The following is an 18,811-nucleotide window of genomic DNA, read 5'->3' on the forward strand; positions in this document are numbered from 1 at the left end:
GTAAATCTTGTTGATAAATTAGTCATTGATTTTTGAATTTCATTAAAATTCGATAAGAATTTCAATAAAAAAGAGGTTTTAATTAACAGCCCTTGCAATGGAAGAGACTGTTATAACCATTAGAGTTTTCGAAGGACTTTTGACTTGAGCATTTGGATTTATATTCACCGGTATCGGCATCGTAGTGAGCGTTACAAGCGGCAGCGTTTACCTCTTGTACAGACAAGGCCGTTCCAATCATGACCGATATTGTTCCAAATGTTGCTGCAATGGCAACTATTGTCAATATTGTGTAAGTTCTCATTAAATTGTTATATAAGTAACATATATAAAAAAATATTGAATTGCTTAAATCTAATTTTAATACATTATATTAAATTAATAAATTATATTAGTTTTTTAAAATAATAACTTAAATCCTTATACACCATTAAAATAATTATAATGTTAATATCATGATATTGGTAATTAATGTCAATAACGTAAAGGATATAAAAATATGTTATAAAATAAATTCATTGATATTTCTCTCATACAGGCCGGTCAGAACAGTCTGAAATTGAATTTGGGATAGACTAAATATGGTTTTACGAATGCGACAAGTCAATGCATCTATCAACAGAGTATGAATCTTCATTTACAGTGGATTGAATGTCACCAGTCAAAAACTAGACACAAAAATTATTAATAACTACTATACCAAAAATCAAATTAATTTTTGCCTTTCACTTATTGGTTAATCTTCTCAGAAAGTTGTGAATTTCAATTCTGTGTATTCTCTCAATTAATATAATTGTGAACAAATTATTATTTTTATCTTGAATGAATTATCATAAGTTCAATTGAATACTCTCCATTTTATCCTAAAGGTTTAAACTCAAGTTATACTAATTGGGGCCAAACAAACCTTCAACATAGTAGGCCTATAATGTATCACATGTGATATTTATTATTCACCTGACTTATTAAAGCAGTATACAAATCAAACGGGCCCGGTGGGCTTCGAATCCATGAGGTACATGGGAACTGTTAATTTATTAAATCTATTATTTAGTAAATATTGATTTCAAAATTATCCCAAAAAATACCTTGTGTAATGGACTTATTATACGGTATCATTGTCAGAAGATGTAATCTTTACGACTGAACTATTCTCAAAATCCTCACCTTCCTTTATTAGCTTGTCTATGGTTTCTGAGGTATAATCTGCCCACTTATTATATACACTATGTATATCGTCCTTGCGTTCTATAGTCACTATTCTTTTTAAATCAAATCTGCCTTCGATAAGATCCTTATAGGTTCTATCCTTTCCCGTTCGTTTTTTACTTTCAATTACTGTACTTAATAGGACTTCGAGATTATTTTGGAACGATTCATATTCATTTTGGTCCTTGATGTGTATTTCTGCAATCTCTTTGGTTTTCTTATAGAGATTCAAATAGTCCGTAACTAGTGCAGCAATTTTTTGATCATATTCTGTTTTGTCACTATGTGTGAGATCACTATTTCGTTCCTTAATTCCATCGTAGTCTGATGGAATAGCCTTTTCTACCGATGGCCAAACGCCAATAATATAGACCTTCAAGTCTGGAACTAAAGCATCTTTATTTCCTTTGCCTACATCTTTATACCAGTAATCACGATGTGCTTGCAAAAGCTCCCTTAATGGCGTATTGCTTAAGATTCCGCCATCACATAATTTATGCCCGTCTACTTCCTCATAGTCAAAGTACAATGGAAATGATGCACTAGCCATTACATGTTCCTTCATAATACCCTCGTCATATTGTATGATATCATCTACATTTTTTGATAAATCCGGATCATAAGAATCCAATACAGATTTCAGTAAATAGCTATCAAAGGTAACAGGTTTACCTTGTTGTACATCAACACTTACTGCAAGGAATCTCGGTTCATGTGCTTCAAAACTTGTAGATAAGGGAAAATTAACAAATTTATCCCCATGACGGTCTCTGTGTTCAAGACTATTTCTTAATGGAGAATTGCTATAACGGGTCCAGAGATTTGTTGGTGGAAATAATGGATTATTATCAAAAAATCGATAGTCAAGTTGTGGGAACGGAAAGGAGGGTGAAAATACATTTGGTACACCATATGCAAAAAAATACTTTGTAGAGTAATATCGTCTTGCAGCCTCCTCAGATGCAATCTTGCTATTGCCATTCCACAGTTCGTAGTATTTTCCTCCCCACCATTGGTAGATCTCTTCCCACCATTGCGTCCCAAATTTTGCAGCTATGGGCGTATGGGTAGATAAGTGCTCTCTCCAGTACTCCTCGAGTTTTTCAGCTGAACCCTTCCATGTTTTTTTTTCTTTAACATGACTTGTCAATATGGCTGCGTTTACAGCTCCAGCTGATGTACCTGCAACAATATCAAACATCCTTGATTCCCAGTTTGGATCTTCTTTTTTAATAATTTCGTACAATTTTTTAAAAACCCCTGCTTCGAAAGCCCCTAAAGCAACACTACCTTGCAAAATCAGGGCTCTTTGTGTAGTTGGAATTTCTGAATTAGACATAGAATGATTGACCTATCCAAATGTTTGAGCAATTATCATTTCGTTCATATCGCAAAGAATGTCCTCCATTCAATTTTGTCTCGATATGATTCAAACAAAGCCATTGAACTAATATCATCCGAGGAATTGTAGATATTGGCATTATTGCCAATTTGTGGAATTGAATCACAAGATTATTGAAATAAGCTTGTTAATAAATATTTGTTCATAAAGTCTATTAATTATTATGGATTATTGCAATTGGGTATTATTGGCAAAGGAGTTTAAATTCAAGAATTTTCTGAATGTAGCACAGTTGGTTTTAATACATCCGTGAAGACAGTGTTCAAGGTTGAATACGATCCTGACTACTATTTTATAAAAATTAATGAAAACAGCCTAAACTACTTGGTGTTAACAAAGTCTAGCCATTCGTAACCTCAAGACTTTTTACTTCGTTCCAGTATTTTTCAAATAAGATTTGCTGGACTAATACTTTGTTTGAATTGTTTGTAAAGGTCCCTACGAATGAACCATTATTATCTTGTCGGATTTGAAGAATATATTTTCCATCAAAACAGATAATCATTTCATTGAATTCACCTAGTCTATCCGAATATTCTAATTGGATCAAACTAGTCCTATCGTTATTATTCAAAACTTCAATTTGATTTTGTATGTGGTGATCATAGTTATCCACAAGGATTTTACTTACTATATTATCTTGTAATTTAGCATTTAAATTAATTAACATATTTGAATCGAATATGCGTTTCAAAATTTCATAATTAGAAAATATTGTTAACTCCTGTTTGGCGTGCTCAACAAGAAAATTTATTTCGTTTTGAATGTTCTCAATGCCGAGAAAGGATTTAGTATATCCATCATTATTTTGAAATTCTAATTCTTTGATTCGTGTAGTCAAAGGTTTAGCCATATTCCACAAATCATTATAGATAGACAATTGTTTTTCAACTAAAGACTTTGAATTGCTAAAAAAGGATTGTAAAAGTTTGCCGTTATCTCTATCCTGCATTATGACTACGGTGTATAATCTTTCGTCATACAAACCAAAATTACCTCTCAATCCCTCCAAATGCCTAATTTCTAAGAAATCTAGTGTTTTCAGAAAGTCTATGTTCTCAGAAGTAGCCTCAACTAATAATTTGCCTGACAATTCTTTTTCTTTTACCATTCTTTGTTTAATGAGTTCTAATGTCTCTACATAATATTTTGAGGCCCATTTACAGATTTCTGCGTCCCCAATAAGCACAAGCAGTTTTCTCCCATTTTGTAATGCCAATATGTATTAACTCAAGAAATTGGTCCTGATCATAAACTATATCCGAAATCTCAGGACTTCTAAAACCGGATTCCCTTAATTGATTGAAGAGTAATCGGTCCACTAAATCATTTACTTTAATATTTGTTAAAAACCTCGCGGTCTTAATGACTGACAGAGTTTATCTTCCACATATCTTTCACCATCGCATAGATCCGTTGGGATACGGTTCAAGATTAACTAAAATCCCAACTCTATATCATCAAAACAGATGAAAATTGATGGTTAAGATATGACATAAATATTCTGACGGCTTTATTTTACCTTACGCAGTGTATTAATGTGTATAGTTATATATAGTCAAGAGTAAGATAATATAAATGAGTTCTTTAGACGTCTCCAATATTAATTCAAAAAATTGTGTGTACGGTTGCAACACCAAAATCTACTGGAATACCCTAAATAGCGAATATTTAGAGGTTCTTACGAAGAAGAAACATTTTTGTCCAAACAGATCAATCGATAAGAATAGATCAGGAGGTGCAGCGACAATTAACAATCATATCTCATCAAAGCCCCCATTTTACAAAAATGATCGCGTGAATAATTATAACAGCAAGAACAATTACAATTATAAAAAATCAGGGTATAACTCAAATAACAAACAGCCTATGGATAACTCTTTGGAAATACTGCAAGGATCACCCCTTACGATCACAAAACAATATGAGGTGTTATCTGATTTGATAAAGGAGTTCAATGGGAAAACTCATGGTTCTCAATCACACACTTTGCCAGATAACTCCTTACAGATAGTAGTCTATTACGAAGTACCGGAAGGAACGAGAGATGAAATCAAAAGAATGTTTCAGAGCGGTACAAAAAATGAAATGGAACTTCCTCATCAACTATAGCAAATTAGTTTTACAGAAAAAAGTTTGGAAATTCATAAATTAATCTATAAATTCTAAATATTGTGAGATATGTTGCTGGTTTATTTATTATTTCTGTGATATCGGCTATCCTACCTTGTGATTTTGTTTTTGGAGAACCCTCATTGAGAATAACTGATTGTATACAATCAAAACATCAACTAAGGTATAATGTATACGCAGATGGTTTTATTCCTAATACAAGACTAGTCCTGTCGTACATTATGCCAGATGCCGAAAGACCTAACAGTGCTAGCTCTTATACCGATTCTTCTGGAAGTTGGAAATTTGAAGGAGCAGGCTATACTTCGTCTGTGGGAGTATCCAATGGAACCACAACATTTGAGGCATTTAATGTAGATGAAAAACGAAATATGATCCCTGATGGTCCATATGCAACAGCAGAATTAATTACTCCATGTCCTTTTGTATCTGATCCGCCTAATACAGAGGTATATGCATCTGTAAATGACAGGCAAATTTTTGATGATGACGAAGTAAGCTTGAATTCTATTCATTTTACATATTACATAAGAGACAATTTTGCACCTTATGCACAATTTGATTGTAAGTTAGACGAAGAACAATATGAGCATTGTACAATCGAAAGATGCGAAATACCCGGTACATGTATTCCTAATACGTTATGGTATGGCGAAAAGGATTATGATAATCTTCTCCCTGGACAACATACTTTCATGGTCAGGGCTACTGATGATGCAGATAATACCGATCCAACACCTGCCGAGTTCACATGGATAATTTTAAAACCCGTTGCTGATGCTGGAAATGACCTCACTGTAAGTAGTAATGACATAGTCACTTTGAATGGCGGTAACAGTTCGGATCCGACTGGATCTTCCTTGAATTACTTTTGGAATCAAACTGCAGGACCAGAAGTCACTTTACGTGATTCAACGTCATCGAACCCAACCTTTACAGCACCTGAAGTAAATGAACAAACTGACCTCAGATTTGAACTAACTGTAGTCAACGAAGAAGGTATTGTTAGCGAGCCGGATGAAGTAGTAATAACTGTAAACCCCATTGTTATACCTCCACCGACAGAAGAACCCCCTAAAACAGTCGGTGACCTTATTAAAGGAATTATTCAGAATCCCCTCGACGTAACAAACTCTATTAAATCTGCAGATAAAATTTATGATATTTTAACAGACAATGACCGTGACAATGATCAACTTGTTTGCGACTTGATAAATTCAGAGGATGAACATACTACATTTAACATTAGGAACATTCTTGATTGTTAATTGAGAATTGTTAGAAATTATAGTCATGGAAACACATGGTGGAATTAAATATACAAAATGTTATGGAAACTATATTAGGTTTTATCATAAATACGATTTAAGGTTTAAGAATACCGTGTATCCATAATCAACTTTCACCATAGTTACAGTTTGGTTTTAAACCTTTATTTTCCAAAAGAATTGAATGGGAACGTACAATATGATAAGAATTCAATGGGCTTCGAATCCATGAGGTACATGAGAACTGTAAGCTGATAAATATTTAGGTTTAAACTATAAACAGATCAAATATACTGTATGTACAAAAAAGTTCTTAGATTTATAATTTCAATAATTATTTGTCAGTCAGCAGGTATATTCGGTTCTTTATTTACTTTTGAAGCAGTTCCAGACTGGTATATCACATTGGAAAAACCTTTCTTTGCTCCACCTAATTGGATATTTGGTCCTGTTTGGATTATTTTGTATTATCTTATGGGTGTATCTTTGTACATAGTCTGGAAAGATGAGTTAAAATCAAAGACCAGAAACGTCTTTTTTGTAGTATTTGCAATCCAATTGATTCTAAATGCTTTGTGGTCATTGTTGTTTTTTGGATTAAAGTCGCCTCTGCTTGGACTAATTGACATTTTGATTTTAGATGTCATGCTAGTAGTTACAATATTTTATGCCAAGAGAGTTTCAAAATATGCTGCTATGCTCTTAATCCCATATATGGTATGGATAATTATTGCTTCAGTATTAAATTATGCAATTATGGTGTTAAATTGATCAAAGTGCTTTCTATTATTTTTTTTTTCATGGCACATAATTTTCATCTAATCTTTTGCTTCCTTTTGATATCTTTCTTCCTAGTGTAGACTGAATTACTACTACAACAAGTATTCCAAAGATGATGGAGATTGGTATATGTGATGGTATCTTAAAATAGTCTGAAATTATCATTTTTATTTCCACAAACGCCTTTATTGCTACTAGCCAAGGTTTAAGATAGTAGAACTTGTCCAGCATTCCTATCAACAAAAAGTACAAACTTCTCTAACCAAATATTGTAAATAGAGTGCAGTTATTACGACAAAGTTGTCGATTGTAATTGCCCCTAGGATGGTAATTGGATCTAAATCAAATATTAAATCGGTTGCCACAATTATTATTAAGGCTACAAGTATTGGCTTTGCTTACATGACAATATTGTTATAATTTTAAATTCTTATCATAAATTTACTTCCATGTAACTGGCGTATTGGGGAGGGATTTCTTTAAAATACTTATACAATACTTTATCTTCTTCTTTCTTATCTACTATTATTCTGATGTTGTAAAAAGTAAGAGCTCCAGAAATATATATTATGTAATTAAAGGTTTTAAGCAATGGTATCCCTGGTAAAATCAAAACAATATGTTAACGAATTATTCAAATCCTATTGACGTTTTTTCTATATCTAATGAATATTTTTTTATACTCATAATAATGGCTAATAATTTAATTCCACTATTCTTGATAATAAATACCTGATTTGTTCCATCATATAAGATCAGACCATATTCAATCAAATAATACAAGTATTTCTTTATAGTGTGTATTGTTAATGACGATATTTGACCAGAAGAAGATGTAGAGTTTCTAATTAATTTATCAATATCGCTTGTAGCGAGACCTTTTATTGTAGCTCTTAGTAGTAATGCAACTAATTTTGCTTTTAATTTTGGTGCCTTTGAATCATCACTACAATCTATTAGTGAAATCATTCGCTACTCCGTTACTTCTACTTACATTGGTATCAATGTCAAAGCAATGTAATTTATTATTACATGACGGACATATACTAATTTGTTTTACGGTGGAAAAAAAGACTGTTCTTAAATGTGTTGATGACATCCAACAACAATTTTCACAGATGAGGAAATACTTATCCTTACCAAAATTAAATGAATTTTGATCATTTAAGTGGCTACCTGTTGAGTCTCTGCTTAGATTGCTCGTATATGATCTCCTCGACTCTTTCTACTACTCTCTACCCTTTGAATCGCGAAATACGTTCCCATAGGAATTAAATAAATTTTAATTTTAGACAAATTATGAATAATTGTTCTAACCATTTTTGACAAATTGATTTTTTAATTTTCGTTATTATGATATTTAAGATAATAACTAACCTTGTAATCGATTGGCACTATTATACGAGAAGACTATCAAATTTCTAATGTATTTGTATGATAGTGATCGAGGTATTTTATACATCAAATAACATCAAAGTAACCATAAATATGGGCTGTCGTTGCTAACTTAGCGGTTCAAATAGAATGACTTTGAGAATTTTGTTGTTATATCATTTATCTGATAATGATTTTTTAATAATCCTTGAGAATCATTTTTAAACAATCCTCCCCCCGTTAGGCACTATCACAGAATTTGGGAATTGGTTAAATATCTTTAATTAAATATTATTTTTATGAGTTCATTAAATATTCGTGAATCTCCTAAAATGTTTATTCTTTATTGTTCTTTGGCAGGCTTTATTGCTGCTTGGGGAATCTCTGGATTATTAGTTAGTATCGACTTAATCTCTCAATCACCACCTGGTTCTTTTTTTGGGATAATAGGGATTTCTCTTGGATATTACGATCCTTTTACTGCTCCACTTATTGGATTTGTTCTACATGTCGTAACTGGAACTATAGCAGGAAACATATATGGCCAGGTATCCTTGTTCTGGAAACGCATGTCACCCTATAGTGCTAGGCATGGGCTAAAAACTGGGATGATTGTAGGGGTAGTATTATGGGCGGTATTTTTTGTTCCAGTTGCATCACTACTTATTCAACCTATGATAGATAATTTTAATAGCGGAATAACTCCAAATCAGTATGTTTATTCGGTTGCCTCAAGCTTTAATGGATTATATGGAATAATCATAGGAGGTTCCTTAATATTTCACTTGATTTATGGCGCTTTGCTAGGTTATATGTCGGGCAGGATGACCGATATCAAAGCATTTGTATACCCTAAAACTATATGATATAAGGAAACTATCTAAGTTATCAAAAAATCTTTTTATTCATATTATGAACCATGGCATTTACAACTCAAAATAACAGAAGAGGATTTTCAAAATTGACAGATGAATATCGATCACCGGAGCGGAAAAACAACGATCTCAAAATTCTGATTACAGGTGCCAGTGGCTTTATCGGAAGCAGATTGCTAAAGCAATTAATAAAGATCAATATTGAAACCTCAGATAATCAAGGCGCTAAATATTCAATTCGTTGTTTGACTCGAAATAAAAAAACCTTTGGTAGTTCTGACATGGACAAAAAGCATGAATCGTCAAAAGTAGAGGTCATTGAAGGAGATTTAAGCAACTATGAGGATTGTTTAAATGCGCTCAAAGATGTAGATATAGCATATTATCTTGTTCATTCAATGGAGGGATCTTCAAAGAATTGGAAAAAGTTTTCAGAAAAGGAACAAAAAACTGCTGAGAATTTTGCAAATGCAGCAGACAAACGAGGAGTCAAAAGAATTATCTATTTAGGCGGTTTAACACACGCAAAAGAGTCCGAACTTTCTCAACACATGCTTAGTAGAAAGCAGGTAGGAGATATATTAAGAAAATCACACGCGAAGGTGACAATTTTTAGAGCAGCCGTTATACTGGGAAGTGGTGGGGGCTCTTTTGAAATGCTAAGGTATCTAGTTGAGAGATTACCTGTAATGATTTGTCCTAAATGGGTGCTGACTAAATGCCAGCCAATATTCATAGATGATGTAATTACATACCTCTTTAACTCGATTGAAAAACCACAAACTGAAGGAAAAACATTCGATATAGGAGGCCCAGACATACTTACTTATTTTGATATGATGAAAATTTATGCTAAAATACTCGACAAATCCATTAGAATCTTGATCATTTCATTCCTAACTCCAAGACTTTCATCCTATTGGGTTGACTTGGTTACCCCCATAAAAGCATCGTTGGCAAGGCCATTAATTGATAGTCTTAAACATGAAGCAATAGTTAAGGATGATTCGATCAAGAAAGTTATTCCTATAGAATTAAAATCGTTTGAGGATTCGTTGCGATATTGTATTAATGAAGAAGATAAGTACACAAAGAAGAAGGATAAGAGTCTAATAAAAAAAGAACGGACATCCATGTCTGCTAACTACAAGATTCTATTGATTTCTTTATTCTTACTTTTGGCAATAGGTACGACCTACTACTTTTTAGAAGACAGAGCTCAATTTTTGGAGCCCTTCTGGCTCTTCATAGCAGTCATCTGGTATTTACTTATCTTCACTTCAATTTACTTTGTACGCTTTGGAGCTAGACTTGGTGCACTGATAGCCGGGATACTGGGATGGGCAAGTCTGGTATTTTGGTTGTTGGATAACTTTCATATGGTTTCTGGATATTCTATTATAGCTGAAAGACCTAGTAACAATGAAGTTTGGAGAGATATTGTCGGAATAGTTATAGCATCTTTTACTGTCATCTCATCACATAATATCTTTCATAAAATACGGTTACATGGCTGATTGGAAGAGTTAGAAAATACATAGTAAATTTTCTATTAAAATTCTCCTTAAATTAACTCGTGATCAGAACTGATCTTTAACAATAATCTTCTATGGATCCACGTTAGCACTAGCGTATTATATAATAATTGATTAATATTCTATGATTTGGTATTAAAAATATGGCTTTTATTCGAACTAAAAAGATAAAGGGACATGATTATTATTACCTTGTAGAAAATCAATGGGATCCGGTTAAAAAAAAGTCTACTCAGCAGGTTATCAAATATTTAGGTAACATAAAAAATTTCACTATTAACGATATTCCAGAAGAACACCGAAATAATCCTAAAATATTATATTTACTAGACTTGGGTTCAAAGATTGAAAAGAAAAAAATAAATTAACTGATGCAAGTAAATAGTCTTTGCCAATAATTATTAAAATATAATACCAACAAATTAAGAACAGGCTACATATTTATAAATGGTAAATCCCCATTTTTAGGAATAATCGTAATTATTTTATCTCAACCTTCCAGTTTTTAATTAAAGTGTATCTTTTTAAAAAAACATATTTTAAATATCGTTATTTCTTAATTTTCTTTTATATAAAATTAGTTTTTGAATTAAATTTCCCTCCAGACCCTTGTTATGATATCAAACCGAGTAGATGTTTATTTCGACATTTAAAAATGGGATTTTTTTGAATTTGATAAAATGTTATATGATTTCCTAAGTGCTCTGCATATCGTATTAAGACTTTGAGCAAACCATTTTGATAGTTTTCAGAAGTATCTGTGTTCTGAAGATATTTGTAAAAGTCCTTAATTATTTGTCTGTTGGTCTGATTTGTGACCTTGATTTCTATATTTCTAATAGTTGTGGTTAACTCAGCGGGCAATAATGTACCTCCTTTTATCGTCTCTTAATCAACCACGAATAATTTGAACCCATGTGATTAACGGGCCCAGTGGTTTCCGCTGTATTTTTACCACTAAAAGAGGACTCATGTACTATTTCTAAAGAATTAATTAAACTTTTGGGCAGTCTATGGATCAATGATCGTTAATAGGAGCAGGATTTGCTGGAGTGTTATCATCTATTCTTTGAACACATAAAAGAAAGAAGAGAAAGGAAGTCTAAGAAGTAATTGTTTCACTGGCATCGTCAATTGATCTACAATTATATCGTATTCTAACGCTTAGATAATTTTTTCTTGCTAATATTAAAAATGGTAAACAAATATAAAATTAGAGAATTATAGTAATTGATGGGCATTCCTACCGTGTTCTTTTAATTCCTGTTGTGTATTAAATTTTTGATCGCACTTATCACATATAAAAGATGAATCGCCGTCGGTTGATTGTACCTCAGAATTATTCATATTTTCTAACTCATATTTATCGACTATAGCTAATAAATTATGTATCATATGAGCATTCAAATTCGTTATCTCAATACTCAAGAATCTTTATTTAGAAAAGCCTTAAATATTTTCAATCAATTTATTTTCCAGTGTATTGTAATTCAGCGAATTTCAAATACTTACTTACGTTTACAATTATTTCATTTATTGCATCAATTTTGATAGTATCTATAGGATCTGTGCAAGAAGCCGATGCAAGATGTCTTGGTGAGTTATCTGGTGTATGGGTTGGAAATGATGGTGCAACTTATTATATACAACAAAATGGGCAAAAAGTGTGGTGGGTTGGAGGAACGACGTATAATGAAGGTACAACTTTTGTCAACGTTTTTTTTGGACAACGATCAGGAGATAGTATACATGGAAACTGGGCAGACGTACCCTTGGGGAAATATAGGGGACATGGCGAAATAACACTCGTATGTAGTCAAGATGTTCATAACTATATTTTGACTAAAACTGACTCTACTGGAGGATTTAGTGGCTCAGTTTGGGAAAAATATAGGTGAATGGACCATATAGAAAATTTTCTCTAGGCAAAGTTAATATCCTAAATATCAAAATATTGCCGTAAAACTAAACGTGATATTAAATACATGAAAGTTTTAGTCGAGATCAAATGAGAACTTTGAGTTTAATTAATGACAATTCAAAGAAAGAGATAATACCTGACTCTTGCTGGACATCACTTTACATTTGTTTAATTTTGTTTTTTGCAAAAAATAAAGTAAACTATATCAGAAGATACATAATTATATTTTTATAAACGCTAAATCAAAATACTGGGCTGCAATAGGATGATATTGATTAACTACGGTAAAGGCCTATATATTTGCGAGTTAAATGGTTGACATGAAACATAAACCATCAAATTACTCTAATCTTCCTTTTTCCATATTTCTTTTTGTTGTGTTCACTGTTAGTACTTTGTACTTTTTGGGGTATCAACAAAACAATAGTGTTTATGCGCTCAATCAACAAGACTATAAACGATATTTTCATTTTGTTAGTGAACAAGACACAGAATGTACAGAAAATTTGCCTGAAGAACAGACACAAATGAGTGAATCTGTCTGTATGCAGATATGTCCCACTGATCCAACTTCTGCAATTCCAGAACAGTGTGTCCAACAACAACCCCAAGGAGAGGATCAATCATCAAAGGAAGAGCAACAACAACCGCCTCTAGACCAACAGCAACAACAACCGCCTCTAGACCAACAGCAACAACAACCGCCTCTAGACCAACAGCAACAACAACCGCCTCTAGACCAACAGCAACAACAACCGCCTCTAGACCAACAGCAACAACAACCGCCTCTAGACCAACAGCAACAACAACCGCCTCTAGACCAACAGCAACAACAACCGCCTCTAGACCAACAGCAACAACAACCGCCTCTAGACCAACAGCAACAACAGCAACCAGAGAGCGATTTTACTAGTCCAAACAATGCCTCTACCAATAAATTTGTTGGTGTACAGAATTTTGGACCAAGCAGTTCAACAAATGTGAATTTTTCACCCGCTTCTGAATGTTACAGAGATTTAACTGGAAAGTGGATAGGAAATGATGGCGGAAAGTATTACATTAGACAAATAGATAAGACGGTTTGGTGGTTTGGATTTAATACCCTTTCAATTGGAGAAGGTTTTAGCAATGTTTTTCATGGCATTAGGAGTGGGAATGGTTCAGGCGACCCTACGATATTTGGTCAATGGCAAGATGTTCCTCTGGGAGGAACCAAAGGCAGCGGATCGTTTGATATTCAAATAGATCCAACAGGGACTAAATTAACAAAATTCAATTCGAATGGTGATTTCTTTGGTGCATCAGAATGGACAAAGTCTGATCCCTGTTCAAGAATATCTTCAGGTGACATCACAGGTCCGAGTGGAGAAGTCCTAAAACACTAAATTAAACATTCTCTATAACATGCCTCCCATGACAGACTTTTATTAGGCTAATTTGTTGGTAAAATGCTTATATAGATTTAAAAATATTTTTTAATACTAATGCAGAAATTATTAATATTATCCGTTCTCTTGATTGGTGCTTTTGTAGGAACTTTGTTTGGATGGACTCAATTGGGCTCTGTCCAGGCAACGTTTAATCGGTCCGGCCCTGTCCATCTAGTAGTGTTCAATGTATTACAGCACCTTGTAACTATCAGTCCCCTCCACCCTTATCATCGTCAGCAAACTTAGACGGTAACGACAATACGATTGCCGCACCAAAAAGTGGGATAGAAACATCTGATGAAATTCAAAATAGCAATGATAAAAATGAACCATGTCTTTCTCCATGTTCACGAGGAACAGAGATGTGTATCCAAATGTGCAAACCAACAGGTCAACAAGGATTAGTTAACGAAGAACCACAAAGTGATTCGCAACAAGAATCTAATTTCTCACCCCAGTAATGCAGAAAGAAGCACAAGTTGAAGGATTTAGCATATTACCTTTATCACAAGAATAAATCAAGATCCTAGAACTATTTGATCTTTTATTAGAAGCGTTTATTTTTTTTTAATTCCAGTTGGACTTGAAATTATCTTACTACTAAAACAGAACACTTTGCATTGGTCATCACGCCTTGGGCTACGCTACCGACCAACATTCTATCAAGCCTTGACTTACCAGTACTACCTAAAACAATCAAGTCAATATTTTCTGCATCGGCACTTCTAATAATTTCATTCACAATTGATGATGTAGTCTCTTTTACCAATGCCTTAAAATGAATATTCTTTTCATTGGCCTCTATCATAATATTCTTTAACCATATTTTCATCTGCTCATCATCATAAGCGCGTAGTTCTTCCCATCCACTTTGAGGCAACCGTCTTAAATAATATGGAATCAATGAAATATGAATTGCAATAACTTCTGCGCTGTATTTTTTTGCCATGTCTAAAACCTTTCTTACGGCTTTGATTGAAGCCTCAGACCCATCTATACCGACCATTATTTTAGAGATCTCTTCAGACACAGGGTAAGGATTTCTCCAAATGATAATAAATTCATTTGTTTGTTCTTTAATAGGTATTGATTGATAATCTTTACAGTTGAGTTTTACATAGCTGCATGATATTTATTCTGTATTAATAAAAAGTATTAAATTAGTCAATTATAACAAAATGTCAACAACCCATTCTAGATTCAGTGGGGTTCGAGTCCATGAGGTACATGGGAACTATTAATTAAATAAAATCTTATTTCAAGGAAACATATTGATCCTTTGCTAATAAGAGAAAAGATTACATGGGGCCCGGTAGGCTTCAGGACGCTATTATCAATTTGTATAGTATTCCAGATTCATAACTTGAGAAAATGTTTGTTATTAAAACATTAATTCGAAATTGATTCTACAAGATATTAAAACCCCTTGTCGATTTCTTCAATTCTTTATTGTAATTTCTATTTAGTAAAACGTAGACTGACTAGATTATATATTAATAACATACGTTTTAAATCATTAATATTTAATAATCTAATTATGTGGGGGGATTTGGATATAGGTCAAATTGATGATCTTCTAAAGTCAGAATTAATAGGAAGAATAGGTTGCTTTGATGGTAACAAAGTGTATGTTGTTCCTGTTACATACGCTTATGATAATGGATATATTTATGGACATACAAAGAACGGGTTAAAAATTCGTATGATGCGAAAAAATCCGAATGTCTGTTTTGAAATTGATTGGATGAGAGATATGAGCAGTTGGAAAAGTGTTATCCTTTATGGAACCTTTGAGGAACTAAAAGGAAATGATGCAAACAATGGATTGAAGATTCTGATGAAATCCATTATGTCTAATTTGGATAGAAAATCTCCTCCTCCGATTGAAGCCTCTGACTATAATTTTCGGGGCATCGAAAATCTTGCATTTTTGCACTCATTTTTGTCACCGTTTTTACACAGCAAGAACAATGAAATTTTTGAAATCGTGGTATATCGCATCAAAGTAAACGAAGCTACAGGAAAATTTGGAGATAATAAAAAATCTAATTCATACTACTAGAACAGGATTTCCATTGGTTCTCTAATTTAATGAAAGTTTCATTTATTACTAATTATTTCATCCCGTATTTACATACTACCAACAGTATGTAAATAGTATAACAGATATACAAGCCGTTTTAAAGTGCACATTAATGTCAGTTACATATGTTTTTTGTTCAGTTGCATTTAGTGTTTGTGCTTGTGCTTGGTTGATAGCTTGAGTGAGGATTGAACTATATGCTGAAATTATGGTCACTATTAGTACTGCCGTAATCCCAAACATTGCAATTGTCGTTTTCCAATTGTTTATTTTATTAGGTTTTTTCATTTTATATTGACAAGAAAATAATGTTACTCTTGTTTATACATTTTTATAATTATTCAATTTACAGTAAAAATCTCTTTTTAAAAATATCTAAAAGTAGACAGGATAGGTTCGCTTCCTTCCTTGTCAGTATATCAATTTTTATTTGTAGTTCAAAAGATCAAATAATAGAAAGAAAGATCTCTATTATTTTATCCACAGTCTCAGGATACTGTTGCATCACTCCATGACCTCCACCATCTATCTGAATTAACCAAGCAATTGGTATTTTTTCTGCTATTTTTAATGAATTAATAGGTGGAGATGTAATATCTTCGGTTCCAGTAATAACCAACACAGGTTTATCGATATTTGATATGCTATCGCAGGAGCCTTTCCATTTGCTCACTGCTTCGCCATATTTTAAGAGAATTTCTTGAGAAACCTGAGGAAGAGCAAATGTTCTGTTTATCTCATCACTATTTTCTCGTATCCAATTGTCTGGAAATAAAGCATGTAAAAATAGTGACTTATTTGCCGTTCCAGTTTGCATACTTTGTAGATCTCTTGGTGATAGTTGTGGTGGTAAAGATTTTTCTCCTCCACAGGATGAGGCAACCACAATAAGATGATTTACAATTTCTGGATGTGACATGGCAAGTTCTTGTGCGATCATTCCCCCTAGTGAAAGTCCCAGCACATCAATTGGTTTTTCAATCTCTAATGCTTCTATAAGCCCAACTATATCATTGATAAATTGGTTCATTGAAAAAGTCCTATTACCTGCAGTTGTTTCTCCAATTCCCCTGTTATCGAATATAATAACAGTGTGATTCTCAGACAAGTCATTCAATATCGGTCCCCACATTTCTTTAGTCATTGAAAAACCTGGAATCATTAAGACGGGATCTCCTTTTCCAAATAATTTGTATGCTATATCTATATCTCCTACTTTTACCTTTTGAGAAGTCGCATTGTTATCTGTTATTAATGCATCTTTAGAAGGAAAAGTATTTTTTTGGATTTGACTATCGTTTATTTGGCCAGTAACATTCGGAATGTTATTATTTATATTATTAATAGTCTCTGTAATCGTTTGCTGAACTTTTTTATTAATTTCAGACTGCAATTCCTCCTGGCTTTGTTGAATGGATTGGTCTAGAGATGTTGTTGCATAAACTGGACTAGTTCTCAAACTCGATATAAATAGACTGCTTACAATACTTGACGAAAAAATACTGATAGTTAATACAAAAGTTGCGGCTTGAGAGATTTTCATACAATGTTTACTTTGACCTTGTTAATAAGATTTAGAACAAAAAAATTTTACTGCTACTTTCATAGTTGATATATCATTTTCAAACCATCATCTAATATTATTTAAATAGATAATTAAGTGTAATCCTGGCGTGTCGGATTAAGTTCACTATGGTAACGAGGTTCTTATCGTGAGGAATTTCCAACATCATTTCATAGATTATACATAAATATCTGTATATCTCGCTTAAATAGCTTAAATAGAAGTCAAGTCAATTGATAAAATAAACAAGTATTATTAAAATAAGGTCTTGAAAGATTCCTTGTAATGGAATAAGTAATCCTCTATACTTGTCGCAATAATTGCCGAAAATTAATTGAATACGACGGAGATAATTATATTTTCTATGACTAAACTTGATTAGTCCGTAGTTTCATTATCGATAGGGGTATTGGCCTCGCTCTCACTTTCAAACATATTGGTTTCTTCACTCTTCTCATCGTTTGAACCAGTATCAAATTGTGGTGCTTGTTCCATAATACCTACTCGTGGAGCATCTGTTTTAATTCCATCGCCAAACTGAGGTATTGATTGGTTTGGCTCTTGTTCTAGTACAGGTAAATCATTCCTCTGTCAGGTAAGATGCGGCCAATATGCGGGGTTGATGTTCGTGGTTGAGTGACTTCACCGCAGTTAGTGTGTGTTTGAGTGCTAGGGTCGTATGTACGTGCTGACAATATCGAGAATGGCAATATATATGCTACAATGCAACAGAGACTTGGTGGCTCTATTTCAATCGTTATTATAGATGGGAAAACCAATGATGTCATTGATAAAATTGTCATCGGAGATCAACAAGAAGATCTCGATCGCCAGGCCATCGCTTATAATCCAACTAATGGTAACATGTATATTGTTAGTCCTTCTATAAACGAAGTAGTTATTCTTGGTGGATCCACTAACACGGTTATAGGAAAACTAATGTTGGTAACAAGCCAGAAGCTATTGCATTTAATGAGAAAAACGGCAATATGTATGTATTATGTACTGGCTCGCAAGTTATTAGTGTAATAGATGCGAAAACCGATAAGGTTATTGAAAATATTCTAGTAGGACCAAATCCTACTGATATCTTGTATAATTCAGCCAATGATGCCAAAGGTTCAAGCTTACTACAAAGGTCTGCTTCTAATCCAGCTGCATATGTTAACACACTAATTTTTAAAATTAACTATCAATCTCCTTAAGGATTGTATACTTTGTCTCCTTAGGGAAATAA

21 protein-coding genes are annotated in these 18,811 nt (G+C 33.1%); 11 read left to right on the plus strand and 10 right to left on the minus strand.

The annotated features are described in order from the left end of the window. Positions 1-82 precede the first annotated feature (82 nt). The 3 genes from NMY3_RS04960 to NMY3_RS04970 form a co-directional block, all read right to left on the minus strand. On the minus strand, positions 83-304 hold the full coding sequence (locus tag NMY3_RS04960; protein ID WP_196817817.1) for a hypothetical protein: 222 nt from the start codon (positions 302-304) through the stop codon (positions 83-85). An 801-nt stretch (positions 305-1,105) separates the two neighbouring features. Then, positions 1,106-2,548 (minus strand): patatin-like phospholipase family protein, encoded by a 1,443-nt coding sequence (locus NMY3_RS04965; RefSeq protein WP_196817818.1) that lies wholly within the window; start codon positions 2,546-2,548, stop codon positions 1,106-1,108. 403 nt (positions 2,549-2,951) lie between these two features. After that, complete coding sequence (locus NMY3_RS04970; protein WP_196817819.1) at positions 2,952-3,830, minus strand: hypothetical protein; 879 nt, start codon at positions 3,828-3,830, stop codon at positions 2,952-2,954. 359 nt (positions 3,831-4,189) lie between these two features. Between NMY3_RS04970 and NMY3_RS04975 the strand changes: the two genes are divergently transcribed. From NMY3_RS04975 to NMY3_RS04985, 3 genes are all read left to right on the plus strand, one after another. Further along, positions 4,190-4,723 (plus strand): hypothetical protein, encoded by a 534-nt coding sequence (locus tag NMY3_RS04975; RefSeq protein ID WP_196817820.1) that lies wholly within the window; start codon positions 4,190-4,192, stop codon positions 4,721-4,723. 95 nt (positions 4,724-4,818) lie between these two features. Continuing rightward, positions 4,819-6,012: a PKD domain-containing protein gene (locus NMY3_RS04980; protein WP_196817821.1), complete on the plus strand. Its 1,194-nt coding sequence runs from the start codon at positions 4,819-4,821 to the stop codon at positions 6,010-6,012. A gap of 297 nt (positions 6,013-6,309) precedes the next feature. Continuing rightward, positions 6,310-6,783 carry a TspO/MBR family protein gene (locus tag NMY3_RS04985; RefSeq protein WP_196817822.1) on the plus strand — a complete coding sequence of 158 codons (474 nt, stop codon included), beginning with the start codon at positions 6,310-6,312 and terminating at the stop codon, positions 6,781-6,783. Positions 6,784-6,810: 27 nt separating this feature from the next. Here the strand turns inward: NMY3_RS04985 and NMY3_RS04990 are convergent, their stop codons facing one another. Together NMY3_RS04990 and NMY3_RS04995 are read right to left on the minus strand one after the other, a co-directional pair. Further along, positions 6,811-7,032 (minus strand): hypothetical protein, encoded by a 222-nt coding sequence (locus NMY3_RS04990; RefSeq protein WP_231100294.1) that lies wholly within the window; start codon positions 7,030-7,032, stop codon positions 6,811-6,813. A gap of 390 nt (positions 7,033-7,422) precedes the next feature. Further along, entirely contained in the window at positions 7,423-7,761 is a 339-nt protein-coding gene (locus NMY3_RS04995) for a hypothetical protein (protein WP_196817824.1), read from the minus strand. Between the two features lie 704 nt (positions 7,762-8,465). Here NMY3_RS04995 and NMY3_RS05000 point away from each other — a divergent pair. The 3 genes from NMY3_RS05000 to NMY3_RS05010 all read left to right on the plus strand — a co-directional run bounded on the left by NMY3_RS05000 (position 8,466) and on the right by NMY3_RS05010 (position 10,944). Beyond that, a complete protein-coding gene (locus NMY3_RS05000; RefSeq protein ID WP_196817825.1) occupies positions 8,466-9,032 on the plus strand; it encodes a hypothetical protein in 567 nt (188 codons plus the stop codon). A 53-nt stretch (positions 9,033-9,085) separates the two neighbouring features. Further along, a complete protein-coding gene (locus tag NMY3_RS05005) occupies positions 9,086-10,558 on the plus strand; it encodes an NmrA family NAD(P)-binding protein (protein ID WP_196817826.1) in 1,473 nt (490 codons plus the stop codon). A 161-nt stretch (positions 10,559-10,719) separates the two neighbouring features. Beyond that, a complete protein-coding gene (locus NMY3_RS05010; protein ID WP_196817827.1) occupies positions 10,720-10,944 on the plus strand; it encodes a hypothetical protein in 225 nt (74 codons plus the stop codon). A 244-nt stretch (positions 10,945-11,188) separates the two neighbouring features. On the opposite strand, the gene NMY3_RS05015 is transcribed toward NMY3_RS05010, so the two are convergent. Both NMY3_RS05015 and NMY3_RS05020 read right to left on the minus strand, forming a co-directional pair. Then, positions 11,189-11,440: a hypothetical protein gene (locus tag NMY3_RS05015; protein ID WP_196817828.1), complete on the minus strand. Its 252-nt coding sequence runs from the start codon at positions 11,438-11,440 to the stop codon at positions 11,189-11,191. Between the two features lie 357 nt (positions 11,441-11,797). Further along, a complete protein-coding gene (locus tag NMY3_RS05020) occupies positions 11,798-12,004 on the minus strand; it encodes a hypothetical protein (protein ID WP_196817829.1) in 207 nt (68 codons plus the stop codon). Between the two features lie 140 nt (positions 12,005-12,144). Between NMY3_RS05020 and NMY3_RS05025 the strand changes: the two genes are divergently transcribed. Together NMY3_RS05025 and NMY3_RS05030 are read left to right on the plus strand one after the other, a co-directional pair. Next, positions 12,145-12,474, plus strand: coding sequence for a hypothetical protein (locus NMY3_RS05025; protein ID WP_196817830.1), 330 nt, complete (start codon positions 12,145-12,147; stop codon positions 12,472-12,474). A gap of 343 nt (positions 12,475-12,817) precedes the next feature. Next, positions 12,818-13,882, plus strand: coding sequence for a hypothetical protein (locus tag NMY3_RS05030; RefSeq protein ID WP_196817831.1), 1,065 nt, complete (start codon positions 12,818-12,820; stop codon positions 13,880-13,882). Between the two features lie 634 nt (positions 13,883-14,516). Here the strand turns inward: NMY3_RS05030 and NMY3_RS05035 are convergent. Beyond that, complete coding sequence (locus NMY3_RS05035) at positions 14,517-14,957, minus strand: universal stress protein (protein WP_196817832.1); 441 nt, start codon at positions 14,955-14,957, stop codon at positions 14,517-14,519. Between the two features lie 507 nt (positions 14,958-15,464). On the opposite strand from NMY3_RS05035, the gene NMY3_RS05040 reads away from it, so the two are divergent. After that, positions 15,465-15,989, plus strand: coding sequence for a pyridoxamine 5'-phosphate oxidase family protein (locus NMY3_RS05040; RefSeq protein WP_231100296.1), 525 nt, complete (start codon positions 15,465-15,467; stop codon positions 15,987-15,989). A 75-nt stretch (positions 15,990-16,064) separates the two neighbouring features. On the opposite strand, the gene NMY3_RS05045 is transcribed toward NMY3_RS05040, so the two are convergent. Continuing rightward, positions 16,065-16,298 carry a hypothetical protein gene (locus tag NMY3_RS05045; RefSeq protein ID WP_196817834.1) on the minus strand — a complete coding sequence of 78 codons (234 nt, stop codon included), beginning with the start codon at positions 16,296-16,298 and terminating at the stop codon, positions 16,065-16,067. 157 nt (positions 16,299-16,455) lie between these two features. After that, positions 16,456-17,553: an alpha/beta fold hydrolase gene (locus NMY3_RS05050; RefSeq protein ID WP_196817835.1), complete on the minus strand. Its 1,098-nt coding sequence runs from the start codon at positions 17,551-17,553 to the stop codon at positions 16,456-16,458. 687 nt (positions 17,554-18,240) lie between these two features. On the opposite strand from NMY3_RS05050, the gene NMY3_RS05055 reads away from it, so the two are divergent. Together NMY3_RS05055 and NMY3_RS17020 are read left to right on the plus strand one after the other, a co-directional pair. Next, complete coding sequence (locus tag NMY3_RS05055; protein WP_196817836.1) at positions 18,241-18,603, plus strand: hypothetical protein; 363 nt, start codon at positions 18,241-18,243, stop codon at positions 18,601-18,603. Beyond that, a complete protein-coding gene (locus tag NMY3_RS17020; protein ID WP_196817837.1) occupies positions 18,564-18,779 on the plus strand; it encodes a hypothetical protein in 216 nt (71 codons plus the stop codon). Before NMY3_RS05055 ends, NMY3_RS17020 begins: the two co-directional genes overlap by 40 nt. Positions 18,780-18,811 lie beyond the last annotated feature (32 nt).

It is taken from the genome of Candidatus Nitrosocosmicus oleophilus (assembly GCF_000802205.1).
Taxonomy (GTDB): Archaea; Thermoproteota; Nitrososphaeria; order Nitrososphaerales; family Nitrososphaeraceae; genus Nitrosocosmicus; species Nitrosocosmicus oleophilus.